The 17,860-nt window shown below is 66.4% G+C and carries 7 protein-coding genes and 1 pseudogene; 6 read left to right on the top strand and 2 right to left on the bottom strand.

The genetic code is table 11. The annotated features are described in order from the left end of the window. The first annotated feature begins 914 nt into the window (after positions 1-914). The 4 genes from OIE47_RS26460 (at position 915) to OIE47_RS26445 (ending at position 3,786) form a co-directional block, all read left to right on the top strand. Positions 915-1,805 carry an IS5 family transposase gene (locus OIE47_RS26460; RefSeq protein WP_442792132.1) on the top strand — a complete coding sequence of 297 codons (891 nt, stop codon included), beginning with the start codon at positions 915-917 and terminating at the stop codon, positions 1,803-1,805. Next, on the top strand, positions 1,784-2,197 hold the full coding sequence (locus tag OIE47_RS26455) for an endo alpha-1,4 polygalactosaminidase (protein ID WP_326557209.1): 414 nt from the start codon (positions 1,784-1,786) through the stop codon (positions 2,195-2,197). Before OIE47_RS26460 ends, OIE47_RS26455 begins: the two co-directional genes overlap by 22 nt. A 147-nt stretch (positions 2,198-2,344) precedes the next feature. Next, on the top strand, positions 2,345-2,965 hold the full coding sequence (locus OIE47_RS26450; RefSeq protein WP_326557208.1) for an RNA polymerase sigma factor: 621 nt from the start codon (positions 2,345-2,347) through the stop codon (positions 2,963-2,965). Positions 2,966-2,970: 5 nt separating this feature from the next. Next, the gene (locus OIE47_RS26445) at positions 2,971-3,786 is read left to right on the top strand and encodes a hypothetical protein (RefSeq protein ID WP_326557207.1); all 816 of its coding nucleotides are present in this window, start codon (positions 2,971-2,973) and stop codon (positions 3,784-3,786) included. Between the two features lie 42 nt (positions 3,787-3,828). Here the strand turns inward: OIE47_RS26445 and OIE47_RS26440 are convergent. Beyond that, positions 3,829-4,041 (bottom strand): annotated as a pseudogene (locus OIE47_RS26440) (zinc finger domain-containing protein); the annotation flags it as partial. Between the two features lie 384 nt (positions 4,042-4,425). Here OIE47_RS26440 and OIE47_RS26435 point away from each other — a divergent pair. Next, the gene (locus OIE47_RS26435; RefSeq protein ID WP_326557206.1) at positions 4,426-5,388 is read left to right on the top strand and encodes a recombinase family protein; all 963 of its coding nucleotides are present in this window, start codon (positions 4,426-4,428) and stop codon (positions 5,386-5,388) included. Between the two features lie 384 nt (positions 5,389-5,772). On the opposite strand, the gene OIE47_RS26430 is transcribed toward OIE47_RS26435, so the two are convergent. After that, positions 5,773-12,705: a polymorphic toxin-type HINT domain-containing protein gene (locus tag OIE47_RS26430; protein ID WP_326557205.1), complete on the bottom strand. Its 6,933-nt coding sequence runs from the start codon at positions 12,703-12,705 to the stop codon at positions 5,773-5,775. Between the two features lie 25 nt (positions 12,706-12,730). Here OIE47_RS26430 and OIE47_RS26425 point away from each other — a divergent pair, with 25 nt between their 5' ends. Further along, positions 12,731-17,347, top strand: coding sequence for a LamG-like jellyroll fold domain-containing protein (locus OIE47_RS26425; protein ID WP_326557204.1), 4,617 nt, complete (start codon positions 12,731-12,733; stop codon positions 17,345-17,347). Positions 17,348-17,860 lie beyond the last annotated feature (513 nt).

The raw sequence follows: 17,860 nt of genomic DNA, 5'->3' as shown, positions 1-17,860 counted from the left end.
GCGCACGCCGACGTGGCTTCACCGACAGAGGCCGGCTGACGTGTCAGACTGCCCCTGACCCTGCCGAAAACGTCATCCGCCCTGGTGGAAGCCGGGGTACCGGTTGGTCGGCCCAGGTTACCGGTGCTGGCGCTGCACCCGGCCGGGTGATCACTGCGGCATGGTGGGCAGCCGTGCTGCGCCGACTGGCGTACTTGAGCGCGACGAAGGCGTTCGCGATGCTGCCGATGAGCAATCGGGACGAGGATGTGGAGATTCTTGCCCTGCGCCATCAGATCAGGCTGCCGCAGCGCCAACTGGGCAAGGAGAAGGGGCGGTCAGCGTGTCCGGCGCCGCGCAGGACCCCATCCCCGACAACCACCGGCGACCCAGGCCCCCGACGGCTCCGCGCGTGCCCTACCGCCCCTCGGCTTTCGTCATTGCCACGATGTGACTCGTGGTGCGCTCTCACCACGGTGGAGTCCACACTAATCAGTTCCAGCCCGACCAGCCCACGCGACGCGGCCTCGGAGATCAACGCGTTCATCAGGTCCTGGAACACCCCGGCCCTGGCCCAGCGGTTGAACCGGGAGTAGAGCGTGGGTCCGAAACCGCCACAGGATCCCGTTGAACTGGTCCCGCACCCGACGCGGCAACGGCCCCGTCGCCGCGACCGGCAACAACGGCCCGATCAACACCCACTCGGCATCCGTCACATCGAAACGCGCCACCACCGAGTTCTACCAGCCACGGCCAGCACACCACCCACCCCACCAAGATCCAAACTCCGAACGGCTCCTAGGGCGCGTTTCATAAAGCACGGTGGGCAGGTTGAGGTCACGGCGTGGCGGTGATCGATAGACAACGAGGTCTCCGGTACTTGGTACAACGACCAAGAAGCACCATGCACCGGAGACCTCGTGGCCACCCTAGCGGTGACGAGGCGGCACGACCTGACCGACGCGCAATGGGCGGCGCTTGCCCCGTTGCTACCCGCTGCGCCGGTTCGGGGTCGTCCGCCGAAGTGGACAAGAAGGCAGCTGATCGACGGGATTCGGTGGCGGATCCGGATCGGTTCACCCTGGCGTGACGTCCCGGCCGAGTACGCGCCCTGGCCCACCATCTACGGCCTGTTCCGCCGCTGGCAGCGCGACGGCACCTGGGAGAAGATCCTCGCCGGGCTACAGGCCAGCGCTGACGCGGCCGGCCGGATCGAGTGGGACGTCAGCATCGACTCGATGACCAGCCGCGCCCACCAACACGCTGCCGGTGCCCGCCGGGACGGGCATCTGCAGAGAGAACCACCCGGCGGCATCCACGACGAGCCCGTCGATCACGCGCTCGGGCGGTCGCGAGGCGGGCTGACCACCAAGACGCATCTGGCCTGTGAACAAGGTCAGAAACCCCTCGCCCTGATCCTCACGGCCGGTCAACGCGGCGACAGCCCGCAGTTCATCCCCGTCCTACGCAAGATCCGGGTGGGCCGGCCCGGCGGTGGGCATCCCCGGACCCGTCCGGACCTCGTCCTGGCCGACAAGGCCTACACCTCGAAAAGCAACCGAGCCCACCTGCGTTCCCGCGGGATCAAGGCCTGCATCCCGAGCAAAGCCGACCAGGACGCCCACCGCAAAGCCAAGGGATCGAAGGGCGGTCGCCCACCCCGCTTCGACCCGGTCGTCTACCGGCAACGCCACGCCGTCGAGTGCGGCATCAACCGCCTCAAACGCCACCGCGGCGTCGCGACCCGATACGACAAACTCGCCGTCCGCTACCAGGCCGTCCTGACCATCACCGCCATCGGAGAGTGGCTCCGACCGGACTTATAAAACGCGCCCTAGTCCCGGCTCACATGGACGGTTACGCGCACGACACCGGATTTCCGCTCAGCTTCGACGACCAACTCGTCTTCAACCGGCGGCTGGCCGCGCTGGCCCGTGACGCCGAACTCTCCCCCGGCCTGACCAACGACCTGGCGCAGGTGACCGCGCTGGAGCCGACGTTCGACTTCGCGGTCAACGAGGAGTGCTTCTCCCGGGGCGAGTGCGACAAGCTGCTGCCGTTCGTCGACTCCGGCAAACCGGTGTTCCAGGTCGAGTACGAGGGCCTGTCCGAGGAGCACTGCGCCACCGCGGCCGGCTACGGTTTCGCCGTCATCGGCAAGAACCGGGAACTGGACGCCTGGCGGGAGAACTGCCCCGGCCCCCAGCCACCGCGCTGACCGCGCTGACGTCGCGCACACCGGGCTGACCGTGCTCGTCACTGTCGGGCCGGCGACACCACCCCGGCGTGCTGCAATCGACGCCCCCGGGCCGGCGTGACCATCACATGCCGCCCCACCACGGGGCGGTGCTGGGAGGGAGACGAGATGGGGCAGCGACCGGCACCCGCCGGTGCGATCGACACGTCGTCGCCGCGGGGGACACCGCTCGGTGGCGATCCGGACAACTCACGCGGCTCGTCCGGTGGCCGGGACGGGTTCGAGGTCTTCTACGAGGCGACGTACCGCCGGCTGGCGGTGCAGTTGCACGCGTACCTCGGTGACCGGGCCGAGGCGGAGGACGTGGTCCAGGAGTCGTACATCCGAGCCTGGCAGCGCTGGTCGGCGATCAGCCGGTACGACGAACCGTTCGCCTGGGTCCGCCGGGTCGCCTGGAACCTGGCCACCAGCCGGCTACGTCGGCTCGCCCGGGCCGCCCGGCTGCTCCGCCAGCAGCGGCCGGTGACTGTCGCATCAGCACCAAGCCCCGACCACGTGGCCCTGGTGGCCGCGCTGCGCCGGCTGCCGGACCAGCAACGCCGCGCGGTGGTCCTGCACCACCTGGCCGATCTACCGGTGGCGAGCGTCGCGACCGAACTCGGCGTACCGAAGAACACGGTGCTCTCCTGGCTGCACCGCGGTCGGGCGCAGCTCGCCGCGTACCTGACCGAGACGGATTCGGCCAGCCGGCCGAACCGAGCCGCAGACGACAACCCGACGGGGCGGTGACGATCATGGCAAACTCGTTCTCCGACGACCAACTGGGCCAAGGGTCCCGGTTCGACGCGCTGCTGACCACCTACCGGGACAGCGCGCACGAGTCGGTCGAACCGCCCCCGGCGGAGTGGATCGCGGCCACCGGTCGGCAGCGCGCCCGACGCCGTACCGGGGTGGCGCTGGCCGCCGCCGTGCTCGCGGTGACCGGCGCCACCGGCCTGGTCCTGACCCAGAACGGTTCCGGCACCTCCGCGTCCGATCCGCTGGCCCCGGCCGCGACACCCGGCACCACCGGTCCGTCGCCGACCACACGGAGCCGGTCGGTCCCGCCCACCGGAAGCGGCAGCACCGGTGACCCACCGGCCCCGCTCGACCTGCGCGAGGTCGACTGGCGACGGGCCACCGTCCAGTTGCCGGCGGACCGCGCCGGCTCCGTCTGCCCCACCGGCCGGATCACCACCCGGGGCGAGGAGACGAAGGTCGGGTCGGTCACGGTCAAGGTCCGCGAGCGGGCACTCACGCTCGGCGATCTCGACCGGGACGGGCACCGGGACGCGGTGATCAACTTCCACTGCGAGCGGAACAGCGACCTCGACAGCAGTGACGGTTCGGGGCAGTTGCTCGTGGTCACCGAGCGGGACGGCCGCCTGGTCGGGCTCGGCTACGCCGGACCACAGGGGGAGAACTACGTCTCGGCCCGGGTCAACGGCGGCGTCCTGCTGGTGACGCTCGAACAGCGGTACGGCGACCAGACCCGGCAGGAACGCGGGTACCGCTGGAACGGCGATCGGTTCGTCCAGGTCAGCGGGCCGACCACGTTCCCGAACGGCTGACCCGTTCTCGACCCCGCACCCGGTCCCGGCCCCGCACCGGCGTCATCCGACGGCGGCGGTGCGGGGGCGGGGCTGGCAGCGCGGGCAGCTGTACGAGGAGCGGTTCATGAACGACTCGCGCCGAACCGGTGAGCCGCACTCGTGGCAGGGCTCGCCCTCGCGGCCGTAGACGTTCAGCGAACGGTCGAAGTAGCCGCTCTCCCCCTTGACGTTGACGTACAGCACGTCGAAGCTGGTGCCGCCGGCCCGCAACGCCGAGCGGCTGGGCTACTCGCCACCGACCTCTTCTACCTCGACACCATCGGCCTACGGCACCTCTACGTGCTGTTCGTCATGAAAGTCGCCACCCGCCGGGTCCTACTGGAAGGTCGCGGTGAATCCCGTGGTGGCGCTGTACTTCTGGTCGCCTACGTGGACTCGTGCCACCACGCGCTGCCGACCGTGCAGGCCGCTGGTGGAGGCGGGCCGCCCGTCCGCCTCACCTATGAAGATTCTTCGGTATGAAGGGGTGCATGTCGGACGACCAGAGTGCAGGACTCGAGGATTCTGTTGACCCGACGGTTGAGCGAGCAGTCGGAGGCGGGTACGCGGCCGCGTGCCCGCTGGCGGGGTGGTCTACGGTTCGCGTTCTACGGTCGGATGTCGACGGTCGAGTACCAGGACCCGGTCACGTCCCGGCAGTGGCAGCCGGACTGCGCGAACGAATTGATCGCCGCTCGCGGGACGATCGTCACCGAATACTTTGACGTCGGCTGCTCCCGCCGCCGTAGTTGGCGGCAGGAGCAGCCGACGTCCGCCGCCCTGCTGGCCGCGCTCAAGGACCCGCATCGCGGGTTCGACGCGATCGTGGTCGGTGAGTACGAGCGCGCGTTCTCCGGCAACCAACTGCTACACCTGGCACCACTGCTCGAACAGCACGGTGTGCAGTTGTGGCTACCCGAAACGGACGGGCCCGTCGACCACCGCGACCCGACCCACCAAGCGCTCATCATGCTGCTCGGCGCCCAGTCGAAACGCGAGGGGCAGCGTTCCCGGTTCCGGGTCATCAACGCCATGCGAGCCCAACCACGGGAACAGGGACGCTACCTCGGCGGCCGGCCGCCCTACGGCTACCGGCTCACCGACGCCGGCCCCCACCCCAAGCGGGCACACGCCCGATGGGGTCGCCGACTTACGCGTCTCGAACCCGACCCGGCCACCGCCGCACACGTGCGGTGGATGTTCACCCAACGCCTCACCGGCCAGAGCCTAGCCAGTCTGCTGGTGGCGGTGTGGGTCCTGGCCGCGTCGGGCAGGATCGCGACGGCGGCAAAGGCGCTCTGTTGGCCGCGTATGCGGCCACACCGATCCGGTGCGACGAGTTTTGGCACGGTGCAGGATCGCGTCCACTGCCGCCCCGGATACCGATGCAACCACGGACACACCACCACCCACCGACACTCACCCAAAACCAAAAATCCTCTACCTCCAGGAGGACCACCTTTGAGAACCGAAGGCAACGGATCTCAGTTACCGCAACTTGGATTCACACAACACACACTCAGGAAGCCAGGACGCTCTGGCGGTGAGCGCATCGCTCATCCCTATCAACTCGTTGAATAGCTCAGAGAGTCGAGTCCGGGAGGAGAGATAGCCTGTCGATTCATCAATTCGCATACGCATGAGGCGATGTTCGCGGTGCCCTTGAGGCTTCAACCTATCTTCATTAGCCACCAGCTCATGCCCGTACTCTATCTCTCGCTGCTTAACGACAGACCAAGCTTCCTCGATCTCCATCCACTTTGACTCACGCAACTCGGCATAGGCAATGAATTCATCCGAGGATGCCTTGTCCGAACCTTCACCACCGAGCCAAAGGTTGATCAGTGAGCCCTGTATCAAAAACCTCCCTACACCGACCAAGATCTTCTCGTCAGCCGCTTGACTCGCTAGAATTTCGACCATCAATCCGCGCTCATTCATCTCATTGCTCCCGAAACAAGCGAATCATCGCCTTAGATCCTTATAGGACCAACCGAAATGGGCGGCAAAATCTCGCACGCCAGCACTTTGCACCCCACCTTTCGCCGCCACGTTCATACAGTGTGTTACGCAACTGTTTGTAATGACGTCGTACGATCCGGCCCGTCCAGTCATTACAGCTCTCCGCTGGAAGTTAATCGCGGCAGCTGCGTTCGAAATCCTAATCGTTCTCGACTCGACCAACGTCATGCCAACCGAGTTGAAGTCTCTTACCGATGCGGGTGTACCAGTCCCACCGAGCAATTCCGTGTGACGAGTCCCCCCGCCGCTGTCGGCAACCACCTCGACACTGAAGTGCGGCACGCCGCCTGGCTCGTCGGCCGCCCACTTGTGGACCGTCAGGTTCCCGCCACAGTTGTGAACAAGGACCGGCGTGTTGCCGGCCACCACATAGTACGTGTGGATGTCCTCGACGGTGAGGTTGTATACGGTCGCAAGGGCGCCGTAGGCGGCGATGTCGATGACTCTGACACGAGCGCCATCTGGGGTTAGGACGTCGTCCCCCGGTTGCAAATCGGCGGCGTTGGTCCAGCGGGTGGTGTTGGCGACCCAGATGGGGTGGGCGTCGGTGGCGGTGAGGGTGGCACTCGCATCACCCGTCCCACCGTCAGTGTCTACGGTGATCTTGACAAGCCTCTTGTCGCCGGCGCCGACGATTTCTTTGGTCACGGTTCGCGTACCACTGTCCCCGGTTTCGGGGTCGGTAGCAGCGACTTCGTCACCGACGCGAACCTCTTCGATGGGTTTGCCGGTCCCATCAGCCATGAGTACCCGCGTGCCGGACACGAAGCTGTTGTTCTCGCAGAGCTCACCGGCGGCGGTCTCGATTTTGGCGAGTGCCTCGCGGAGTTCGGTGGCCTTCTGTTGGGCAAGGGCGATGGCTTCGTCCGCACGGGCGATGGCGTCGTCAGCGAGGCGAATTGCGTTCTGCCAGGATTTGTATGATGCGAAGGCGCGTTTTATGCCCTTGTAGAGCGATTTCCCGGCTTTAAATACTTTGCCCCACGGGATCATGCCGACCAGGGTATTGACGCAGGCACCGATGTCGCCCTTGGTGAAGCAGTTGATGATGTCGGTAATTCCGAAGAAGTCGAGGAGAAAAGCGAGGCCCTGTTCCTTGATGATGTCGAGGAAGGATTTCTTCTTGACCGCCTCAGCTCGCTCTTTATCAGCTTTGGCGTCCTCGACCACCTGATCGAGCTGCGCAGGAGTGGTGGTGTCCGTATCCGTGGTGGTGTCGGTGGTGGGTGCGGAGCCGCCCGAGCCGTTGCATGCGGCCTCGCTCGCGGCGGTCCCGTCTGCGCTACATGCGGGCTTGAGCCCGTCGGGGTCGGTGAGGGTGGTGGGTGCGTTGTTCGCGTAGGCGTACCCGTGCATTTGCTGGGGGTCGCCTGGGTCGATGATGGGGTCAACGGAGATGAATCGACCGGTTTGTGGGTCGTATTCGCGGGCCCCGAGGTGGGTGAGGCCGCTGTTGTCCTTGGATCCGCCGACGAAGCCCTTGTCGTCCGGCCAGGCGGTGGGTTGGGTGCCTCGGGTGCCACCGAAGGGTGTGCTGTAGCGGCGCTGGATGGCTTGGGTTGTTTCGTCGACGGTTAGGGAGTTGGTGCCGTGGTGGTCGGCGAGGAGCCAGGTGAGTTTGTTGTCGTTGGTGCGTACGGCGACGGGTTGTCCGGCGTGGGTGTAGTAGCGGATCGCGGTCTTGGTGACACCGCCGGTGGAGGTGAGTTCCATGCCGGGCAGGTAGATGGTGGTGGTGTTGCCGTCTTTGCGCTTGATCCGGTTCCCGGACGCGCCGTAGACGTAGGTGCTGGTCGTGGCGCCTTCCTGGATTGTTGCCAGGCGACCTTCGGGATCCCAGGTCAAGGTCTGGGTGCCGGTCCCGGTACCGGGTCGGGTGGTGGTGTTGCCGAGCGCGTCGTACCCGTAGTTGACGGTCTTGTTACCGGCAGGGCCCTGGGTCTGGACCTGGGTGAGGGTGTGTGGTTGGGGTTGCCCTGGGCTCGGGTACGTGTAGGTGGAGGTGGTGGTGCCGCTGATCGCCCGGCTGGTTTCGGACGTGCGGTTGCCAGCCTCGTCGAAGGTCCAGGAGGTCCAGTAGGTGGCGGGCCCTGCCAGGGCTGCGGTGGTGGGTGTGGCGTCGCAGTCGCCGTTGCCGGGCGTCCATGCCTGGGTGAGGCGGTTGAGGTAGTCGTAGTCGAAGCACTGATGGTCGGCCGTGCCGCTGACCGGTGTGTCGGAGATCTTCTGGAGGTTGCCGGCGTCGTCGTAGCTGTAGGCGGTGTTGCTGAGGAAGGCGGTGGCGCCGGCGGTACGGGTGCTGATGCGGCCGCCTTGTAGGCGGCGGGTCCCGGGCTCGTAGAAGAACTCCTGCTTGACCCACTTCGCGTCATTGGTGGTGCGGCCGATGACCGATAGTTCGGCAAATGAGGTGTAGGTGCTGGTGTTGACGTACGTCCGAGTGCCCGAAGAGGTCGTACCGGTCAGCGTCGTCGGCAGGCCGAAGGCGTTGTAGCCATACGTCAGGGTCTCCTCGGCAAGCCCGCCCGCGGCCGGCATCTTCACTGTGGCCGGACTGCCGTCGGGCAGGTAGGTCGCGTCGAAGCGGTAAGTGCCGGCCAGGCTGCCCTCGCTGGCGGGGACGACCACTTCACTGCCGGTGGGGCGGCCGGTGGTGTCGTCGTAGTCGACGACCCGGTTGGTCCACTGGTCGCTGCCGACGTACCGGGTCGAGGAGGTGGGCATGCCCTTGTGGATGGTGTCGTACACCCACCCGGCGCGCATCGTGCCGGTGACGTCGTCGTCGCGCAGGGAGGTGGTACGTCCGAGGATGTCGTAGACGTACGCAAGCGTGTCGCCTGCCTCGTTGGTGACGGTCTTCTTTTCCCCGTACGGCGTGTAGGTGATGGTGGTGGTGCCGCGGTCGGGGTCCTCAGTGCGGTCGAGTCGGCCGAGCATGTCGTAGAAGTACTGCCAGGTGTTGCCACCGTTCTGGGCCGCGTCGGTAACGGTGGCGAGTTGACCCTTGTTGGTGTAGGTGTATCGGGTTTCGTCGTACGCCCCGGTCGGTGACGGGCCCTTGTATTGGCGCAAAGTGGTGGTGGCGCCACGGGCGTCGGTGATCGTGGTGGAGGCGGTGCCGCCGGCCGGTGGATCGACGTCGATCCGGTTGAGGCCGGTGTAGGTAGTGGTGGTACGCCACCTTTCGGCGCCGTTGGCAATGGTGATCTCGTTTGTCGCGCGACCCGCGGTGTCGTAGACGGTCCGCACCTGGGACGCGACGGCGTCGTCGGAGATGGCCATGACTTCGAAGGCGGGGGCGGCGGCGTTGTAGTAGGGGCCGCGACGCTTGACGAGCAGTCCTCGGGAGTCGTGGATCATGTCCGAGATTGCCCGGCCACCGCCCGGAGCGGGCACCTGAGTTTGTCGTAGTCGGGCGAGGCCGTCGTAGAGCTCGTATTTGGTCTGGTATCCGCCGTCGGGCTGGAGGCGTTTGGTGGTGATCACGTCTGGTCCGTCGGTCCGGATGAGGTAGCTGAACTCGGCGTCGGGGTTATGCGTCCCCATGGTGCGGCCCGGCGACCAGACCTTGCTCAGCCGGCCGAGGGCGTCGAGTTTGAGGTCGGTGCGGAGTCCGTTCGCGTCTACGGAGCCGATCTGGGCCCCGAAGGCGGGATCGAGGAACGCCTGCGTGTCGTGCAGGAGTGGGTTGATGGTCTTCACCGCCGTGACCGGTCCGCCGGACTCGGGGGTGTATTCGGTCTCGGTCACACCGCCCTTGGCGTCGGTGGATGCGGTCATCCGGCCGTGGAGGTCGTCGTAGGTGGCCCGGGAGACGGTTCGGTAGATCGCGTGGGACTGGGCCGCGTTCCAGCCGTCGAACTCGTCGACCCGGGTGACCTGGCCCTCCGTGGGCTGAGCGCCGTGTGTCTCGATGCCGTCGTAGTAGCTGAGCGCGTCGGAGATCACGTCGGCGGGGCGGCTCGGCGGGGTCTCGCAGGCCTTGGTGACGGTCTCTACGCGTTTGGGCAGGTCGATGAGGTGAGCGGTGGTGTTCGACACGTACTCGTAGCGGGTGCATCGGTCGAACTCGGGCTTACCGGCCTGTGGTTTGGAGTTGATCGAGGTGACGGTGCCGTCAGCTTCGATCGTCTTCGTCGTTGAACTGTCTCGCCACCCACCCTCGACTGCTGCTCGGGTCAGCGACGCGGCGGTGTCGAGCAGGAATGAACGGGTCGTTCCCCAAGGCTTGGTGGAGGTGGCGGTGGCTGGGGAGATCCATGGGTCGGTGATGGTCCGGGACAGCATGGTGGTGTCGTCGACGAGCCAGGTGATGTTTTCTCGTACGGTGCCCGCGAGTCGTTCGTGGTCTTCCCATTCGAAACCGGCGCCGCGGGAGTCGGCCACCCACACGTTCTTCTGGCCGCCGGTGCCGTTGCGGTCGCCGTCCATGCCGCGGAAGTAGCGGGTCTCGGTGACGAGTTGTCCGTCGGTGGGGTTACCGGTGCGGGTCTTGACTCTGCCGTAGCCGCGCCACTGTCCCCACGTTTTTTCCTCGGCGGGGGTGAGGCCGTCGACCTCGTCGTAGTGCCAGGCCGCGCCGTCGAGATATTGGTAATGGGTTTCGACAGGTACGGTGCCGGCCAGTTCGTCGGACTGGCTGACCGAGCGGACGACGTACTTGTGGAACCAGTCGAGTCGCTCGGGCAGGGACGGGTCCGGCGACCAGCGCACCGGTTGGCAGCGCCTGGTGTTGGTTTCCGGGCTGGCCGGCATGCCGCCCGAGGCCACGCAGTCGGGATTTTCGTAGACGACGGCGATCTTGCCGCCGTTCTCGTCCTGGACCGCGGTCACGCGCCACCAGTTGTGTGGTGCGACGTAGTCGGCTGTCGCGGCGTCAACCCGGTTGTTGTACGGCTCGCCGGTGAACTTGACGTCGGGGAGAGTGATCTCCTGTCCGGCGGGTGCGACGTGGCCGGTGTGTGAGATGCGGTCGAGCCAGAGGCCGGCCCGGGTGAAGTCGCCGGGGTCGGCGAACAGGTGTGACAGGGTCCAGGAGTCGACGAGCCGGAAGGCGGAGGCGCCCTCACGGACCTTTGTGGTGATCTTTGCTAGCCGTTTTTGGGTCCAGAACGTCGGCGAGAAGTGGCCGTTGCACGGGGCGGCTGAGCAGTTCTGGTCGACGGGGGTGTCCGGCCAGCTGTTGGGGTGGGCGAAGTCGCAGGCGGTGTTGGGTGTGCATCGGTCGAGCGCTTCGAATTCGACCTGGGCGACCGGCTTGGTCGAGTAGATCTGGTTATCGCGCTGGCCGTAGTCGATGCGCTTCAGGTAGCCGCCGCGGGTGTAGGCGGCGGCTGAGTTGACGTCGCCGTTGCGGGCGTAGCGGTTGGTTTCGGTGCCGTAGAAGTACGACATGGTGTTGCCGTGGATGTCGACCACGTAGTCGAGGTTCCAGCGCCATGCCTGGTTACGTTCCGATGCGGCGAAGTTTCCGGTCGTGTAGCCGGGCTCGTTCGGGTGGTTGCCGTAGACGGGGACGGTCCAGGCGGAGTCGGTGGTTTCCTGACCGGAGGCGCCGGTGTAGCCGGGTAGCCGGTTGTAGCCGAAGTAGTAGCGGGTGCCGTCGGGCGTCGTCGCTACCCAGTACTCGCCGTCGGCGTCGCCGTTGCCGCGGCCGGTGTCGAGCAGCCGCTGGATCCGGGTGCCGTCATCGTTTTTCATCCGCCACGTGGTGCCCTGGGCGTCGACGGGGACCAGTTCGCCTGCCTTGCCGTTGAGCGAGATGGTGCCGTTGTTCGTGCCCCAGCACTGGTCGCCGGTGGGGCGAGTGGTGTTGTTCGGCAACTGGTTGTTCTGCTGGTCGGTGTCGAGGGCGCACGGCTTGTACTTCCGCTCGACGAGCCCTGGCCAGAATTCGAACCCCTCGCCCAGCCACGAGGGCTGGTTGTTGGTCGATACGGTGCGCCCGTCTACCGAGCCGGAGGAGTACGACAGGCTGATTTGAGGGGTGGGGCCGTTCACGCCCGGCGGCACGCGCAGCGGGTATGACCAGTTGAAATCGCCCGATGATCCACCGTGCGACCATGTGGACGCACTGGCGAGTGGGGTGGCCGAGTACGAGCCGGAGGCGCCGGAGTCGGCGGCCATGATCCCCAGGAGGGCCGGTGCGGTAGAGGTGAGATCAACGTCGGCGGCGAGGGTCGCGCTGCTGGTGTTGTTGGTGCTTGGCAGCGGGCGACCCTGGCAGTCCGCGTGGTCGGGTGTGATCAGGGCGCATTCTGGCAGCGCGACCATGTGGAGTCGGGCGGCCCAGTCGCCTCCGAAGGCGTGCCCGAACGAGCGGTAGTCGACCTGGACGGAGATGCGGCCGGCCGAACGCGCGGCATCGGCGGAGCGTAGGCGTACAAGGACGCCGTCGACCTTGGCCTTGGCTGTCGCGCCACGGTCGAGTACCTGCACACCCACCCGGCTCGGGCCGTTGGCGCTGGTACGCAGGCCTGTTTCCCGATTGGCCGGGGCACCGAGGGTGATAGGCGAATCGCCCGCCCGCACCCGACCCGAGGGCATCGCGCGAGCGCCGGTCGCGGCTGGCGCGAGGTCGACCTCGGCCACGGTGGCTGCGGGCCATTCGACCTTGCGTGGACCGCGTACGGCGGACTGTTCGGCGCGGTCGGGCGTCGAAGGTCGCATTCCCATTTTCGTGCCCGGGATCGACGGTTCCTTCGGCGCCGCCCACGACGGAGGCGTCTCGGCCGCGACCGCCGGGGGGACCATCAAGGCATTCGCCGTCAGGGCGGCCGCCAGCATCACGGCCAGTACCTGTGCCCGGCGCAGACGCGCCGGCAACCAGTGGCGGACCGACCAGCGGGCAGACCGGCGTCTGAGCCGAACGGGCATGGATCCTCCACTGGAGACGAGCTGGGTGACCGAGACGGAGTCGCGGGCCATCATCGTGGAGGATCTTCAGCAGGCATTCAAGATCTTGACGGTACGCATCCAGCCCCATACGATCCGCTGTCCAAGTTTCGGATCTTCACGGGGAGGCCCCGTCGTGTTCGTTTTCCAAGACGCGTCCAGAGGTTCACCACACTTTCGACGGCGGGTCTCCCTCACCAGCACAGCGCTGGTCCTGGCTGCCGGCGTCCTCGTCGCCGGTCCGGTGCCGCCTGGGCCCGCCGAGGCGGCGCCTGACGCCACGGCCTCTACGGAGGACATGCGGGATGAGATCACGATCCTTGCCGAGGCCTCAGCCGAGGCGGCGCGCGCTGGCCAGCCCGTCGAGGTAACGCGACGCAGGACCGAGGACAGTCGGCTGCTCGCGAATCCCTCGGGTTCGTTTTCGACCGAGAGCTTCGCCCATCCGATTCACGTCCAGCGGGCCGGTGACTGGGTCGACATCGATGCCACACTCCGGATGAACGCTGACGGCAGCATCAGCCCTACGGCGACCCCCGGCAGCCTGACGATCTCCGGCGGAGGCAGCGGGCCACTGCTCACCGTCGGCAAGGATGACAAGAACCTGTCGCTGACCTGGCCGACCCCCCTGCCGGCACCTAGCCTGCAGGGCAACACGGCCACCTACCCCAACGTCCTGCCCGAGGTGGACCTGCAAGTCACCGCAGAGCCGATGGGCGGCTACCGCGAGCAGCTCGTCGTCAAGAGTCCCACCGCCGCCGACAACCCGGCGCTGCACACCATCACCTTCGGGGTCCGGACCAACGGTCTGACACTGTCTACCCGGACCGACGGCGGTATCAACGCCCTAGATTCGGCGGGCGCGGCAGTGTTCGCCACCGACCCGCCGCTGATGTGGGACACCCCGAGCGAGCCGACGTTGAGCCGGATCGAGCGGATTGAGGGCAACGGACCCATCGACAGTGATCCGCAGTCTCGGCTCGTGGGCCCGATGGATGTGGTGCTCACACCCACCGCGATAACGGTCATCCCCGACCGGGACATCCTCGACAACCCGCAGGTCAACTGGCCGCTCTTCCTGGACCCGAACTCCACCCCCATCGGGCCCTCGGACTGGACCCACATCGCCAAGGAATTTCCGACCCAGTCGTACTGGAACTACGACCGCGACGACGGCGCCAAGGTCGGCGCCGCAAGCGGCGTGACGTACCGGTCCTACTTCCTGTTCGGCATCGGAAACATCCGCGGCAAGATCATCACAAGTGCCACCTTCGGCATCACCCTCGACCACTCATACCAGTGCAGCACCAACACCCCGGTCGACCTGTACCTCACCGACAACATCAGCCGCTCGGGCGCGGTCACCTGGAAAAACTCCGTCACCGACACCAACAAGTGGCGAAGCAATCTCGCCAGCGCCTCCGGACACGCCAACGAATCGTCCTGCGGCGAGCCGGACATGCCGATGGGTTTCGCGAGCACCGCGCTCACCAACGCCGTCTCGACTGCTGCCGCTGGCACCAGCAGCCAGATCACCTTCGGACTGCGTGCGCCGAACGAGGGCACGAACCAGCAGTGGAAGAAATTCCACCCCGGCACCGCCAAACTCACCGTCGAATGGAACACCGCACCAGCCGTCCCCACCGAGCTGACCACTTACCCGCCGATCCCCTGCGGGAGTTCGACCAATCCGACCCGGCTGTCGGAAAGCATGAAGAATCCCACCTTTACCGCCGGGCTGTCGGACGCCGACGCGAACAACCTCACCGCCTACCTGGAGATCAGAAGAGCGTCCGGCGACGTACTGGTCCACGGACCGGCCGCGTCCGCCACCATCCCCGCCGGCGGTGTGGTCACCTGGCCCACCGTCCCGGACGGCGTCGTGGTCAGCAACGAGACGGTCTACTACTACCAGGCCCGGGCCAAGGACACCGGCGGCGCCTTCGGCCCGTTCACGGCGCGGTGCTACTTCCTCGTTGACGGCAATGACCCCGGACAGCCGACGATCACCTCAACCGATTACCCCGCCGGCAGTGAGAACGTCAACGCCGGCTCCGTCGGCACCGTCACGATCAACCCAGCCGCCGGCGACATCGACATCGCCGGCTACCGCTACGGCTTCGACGACAACGTCAAGCTCTGGGCACCGGCCGACGCCACCGGCAAGGCCACCATCCCGATCACACTGTGGGGAGACCCCGACTTTCCCGGCACCGCCATCGCCGACCTGTGGATGAAAGCTGTCGACAAGGCCGGAAACGAACGGCTCGAGGTAACCGGCCCCCGCACCCTCGCAGCCGGCGGCACCGCGACCGTCGCCGACAAGCACAATGACATCAATGGGGACGGCAAGGCAGACGTCGCCACTGTGCTCGACATGGGCAACGGGCGCACCGCGGCCTGGACGATGATGTCCTCCGGTGGTGGCTTCCACCCCGCCACCATCGCCTGGGACAGTGGTGTCAACGGCGGCCACGCCATCGACAGGATCCAAACCGCCGGCGGAGACTTCGACAACGACGGCCGCACCGATATCGCCGTGTTCCGGCAGGACCCCGACGGTCATGTCCGCCTGTTCAACCTCCGCTCCGACACCAACCAGTACCAGACGGACTGGGCTAGCATCGACGTCGGCACATGGCTACTCGGTGATGCACGGGTCTTCGCCGACGACTTCACCGGCGACGGTATCGACGACGCCGCAGCGGTCGTCGACGACCGCGCCGGCGGATGGCGAGCCTACGTGTACCCCTCTACGGGAGCGGCATTCACCACCTCCGGCACCCCCTGGTACACCCAGAGCCCCGGCACCTACACCTGGATCAACACCAAAACCGTGGCCGGCGACTTCACCGGCGATGGAAAGGCCGATCTAGCCGTCGCTCAGGACACCACCGGCGCCCGCACCACCGTGCGCGTACACACCTCGAATGGGACCGGCTTCAGCGCCGGCACCAGCTGGTGGGACAGCGACACCGACACCGACCCGACCACCTTCACCGGAAACGCGGCCAAATACACCGCGATCAACGTCAGCGGCACCAGCGCCACCGATCTGGTGGCGCTCTACAACCACGGCGCCAAGACCACCATCAAGGTCCTGACGGCAAACGGCTCGACCTTCGCCGGCCCGGCGACGTGGTGGGACAGCGATGTCGACAGCGTCGACGGCTGGGACTGGCGACGCACCATCCAGGTCACCACCGGCGACTTCGACAACGACGGCGACAACGACCTCGCCGCCATCGTCGACTGCTGCGAGGCTGGCAACCGCGAGCTGTGGACGTTCCCCCACAACGGCACCTCGTTTGGACAGGTAACCAAGAAGGGCAACGCCACCGCAACCACCACCCGAACCGGCACCGCGCACTGGCGCTTCGACGACGGCAGCGGCACCACCCTCGCCGACGCGTACGGCAACTACCCGGCAACCGTCGCCGGCCCGACCTGGAACACCAACGGACACGTCATCGGTGACAAGGCACTCCACTTCGACGGAACCAACGACTACGTCACCACCGGACGGCCGGTCATCGACACCAGCCGCAGCTACACCGTGGCCGCCTGGGTCAAGCTCGACAACACCACCGCGTACCGCACCTTCATCAGCCAGACCGGCACTCATCGATCCGGCTTCTACCTCCAATACAACAAGCCCATGAACGCATGGACAATCATCGCCGCGTCGGCAGACACCACGGGATCCGTCAACTACTACGCAGCACGTGACTTCGCTCCACCGCGCCTCGGAGTCTGGACCCACCTCGTCGGCGTCTACGACGCCGACGCGAACCAGCTCAAGCTCTACATCAACGGCGCACTGCGCGGATCAAGCAGCCAGCCGTCCGCCTGGAACGCCACAAGGGCATTCCAGATCGGCAATGCCACCTCGGGGCAGGCAAGCGGAGACTGGGTCGCCGGAGACATCGACGACGTACGGGTCTACGACCTCGCCCTCACCTCACCCGAAATCGGCCAACTCGCCCGCGACACAGCGCTCGCCGGACATTGGAAATTCGACAACCCCACCGGCGCCACGACCGACAGCTCGGGCAACAACCGCAACCTCATCCTCAACAGCACCACCACCGGAACCACCGGCAAATACGGCCAGGCCATCACCCTCAACGGCACCACCAGCTACGCCAGCGCCGCCAGAAGCGTCGACACCCTCACCGGCTACACCGCCTGCGCCTGGGCGAAAATCGACAACGTCGCCGGCCTCGCCTACCGAGCCGTACTCAGCCAACAAGCCACCCGAAGCAGCGGCTTCTGGATCCGCACCAGCCCCACCAACCGATGGCAATTCGTCACCGCCTTCAGCGACAGCGGCTACAGCGCCGTCGAAGCCCCCACCACCGTCAGCGTCAACACCTGGACCCACCTCTGCGCCACCTGGGACCCGGGCACCTCACAAATGATCCTCTTCGTCGACGGCAAACTCGCAGCCGCCGCCACGATCAGCAGTCCACCTATCCAGGCAACAGGCCCCATCAACATCGGCAGCTACAAGTACCTCGACGTCCTCGGTGGCTACTTCCCCGGAGCAATCGACGACGTACGCATCTACTCCGGAGCGATCCTCGACACCAAACAAATCGAAGCAATCATGAACGACAAGTAAAGACGCCGGGCCGCTGGGCATCACCGCCCAGCGGCCCGGAAAGTCATCGAGTGCCCGGTCCAGAACTGGTTGCGATCCTCGCCCGGTCTGTCGACCGGGCACAGCAACTCACCACCCAGGGCCTCGACAGCGCCGTATAGCGCGGCCCCCGGCCGGTCCAGGAACCAGACACCACCGCTGACGAGCAGGGCCACGCCCGGTCGCCGTCAGGCAACCACGGCGTCGGAACTCCCGCAAGCCGGGCAGCACGCCACCGACGCGGTCCCGGCCCCTGCGGCCGGGAATCAGCCGACGCCGATTGGGTGTCCAGGGGTCTCCATAAGCTGACTCATAGGGCGTGGTGCTTCCCATCGCGTCGGTGGCCCGGTGGCCTGTTCCACGCATCGACACCTCCACTCGAAGATCGACACTCGGCTTATCATCTTTCATAGTCGCTGTCTCACGGCAAAGAGGGAGGGCCCGGGTGTACAGACGAAGCAGACGACACAAGCGCCACAACATCGTGTTCCCACT

It is taken from the genome of Micromonospora sp. NBC_01796 (assembly GCF_035917455.1).
Taxonomy (GTDB): domain Bacteria; phylum Actinomycetota; class Actinomycetes; order Mycobacteriales; family Micromonosporaceae; genus Micromonospora_G.
The sequence above is the reverse complement of the archived record's forward strand: the minus strand, read 5'-3'. Positions and strand labels throughout refer to the sequence as shown.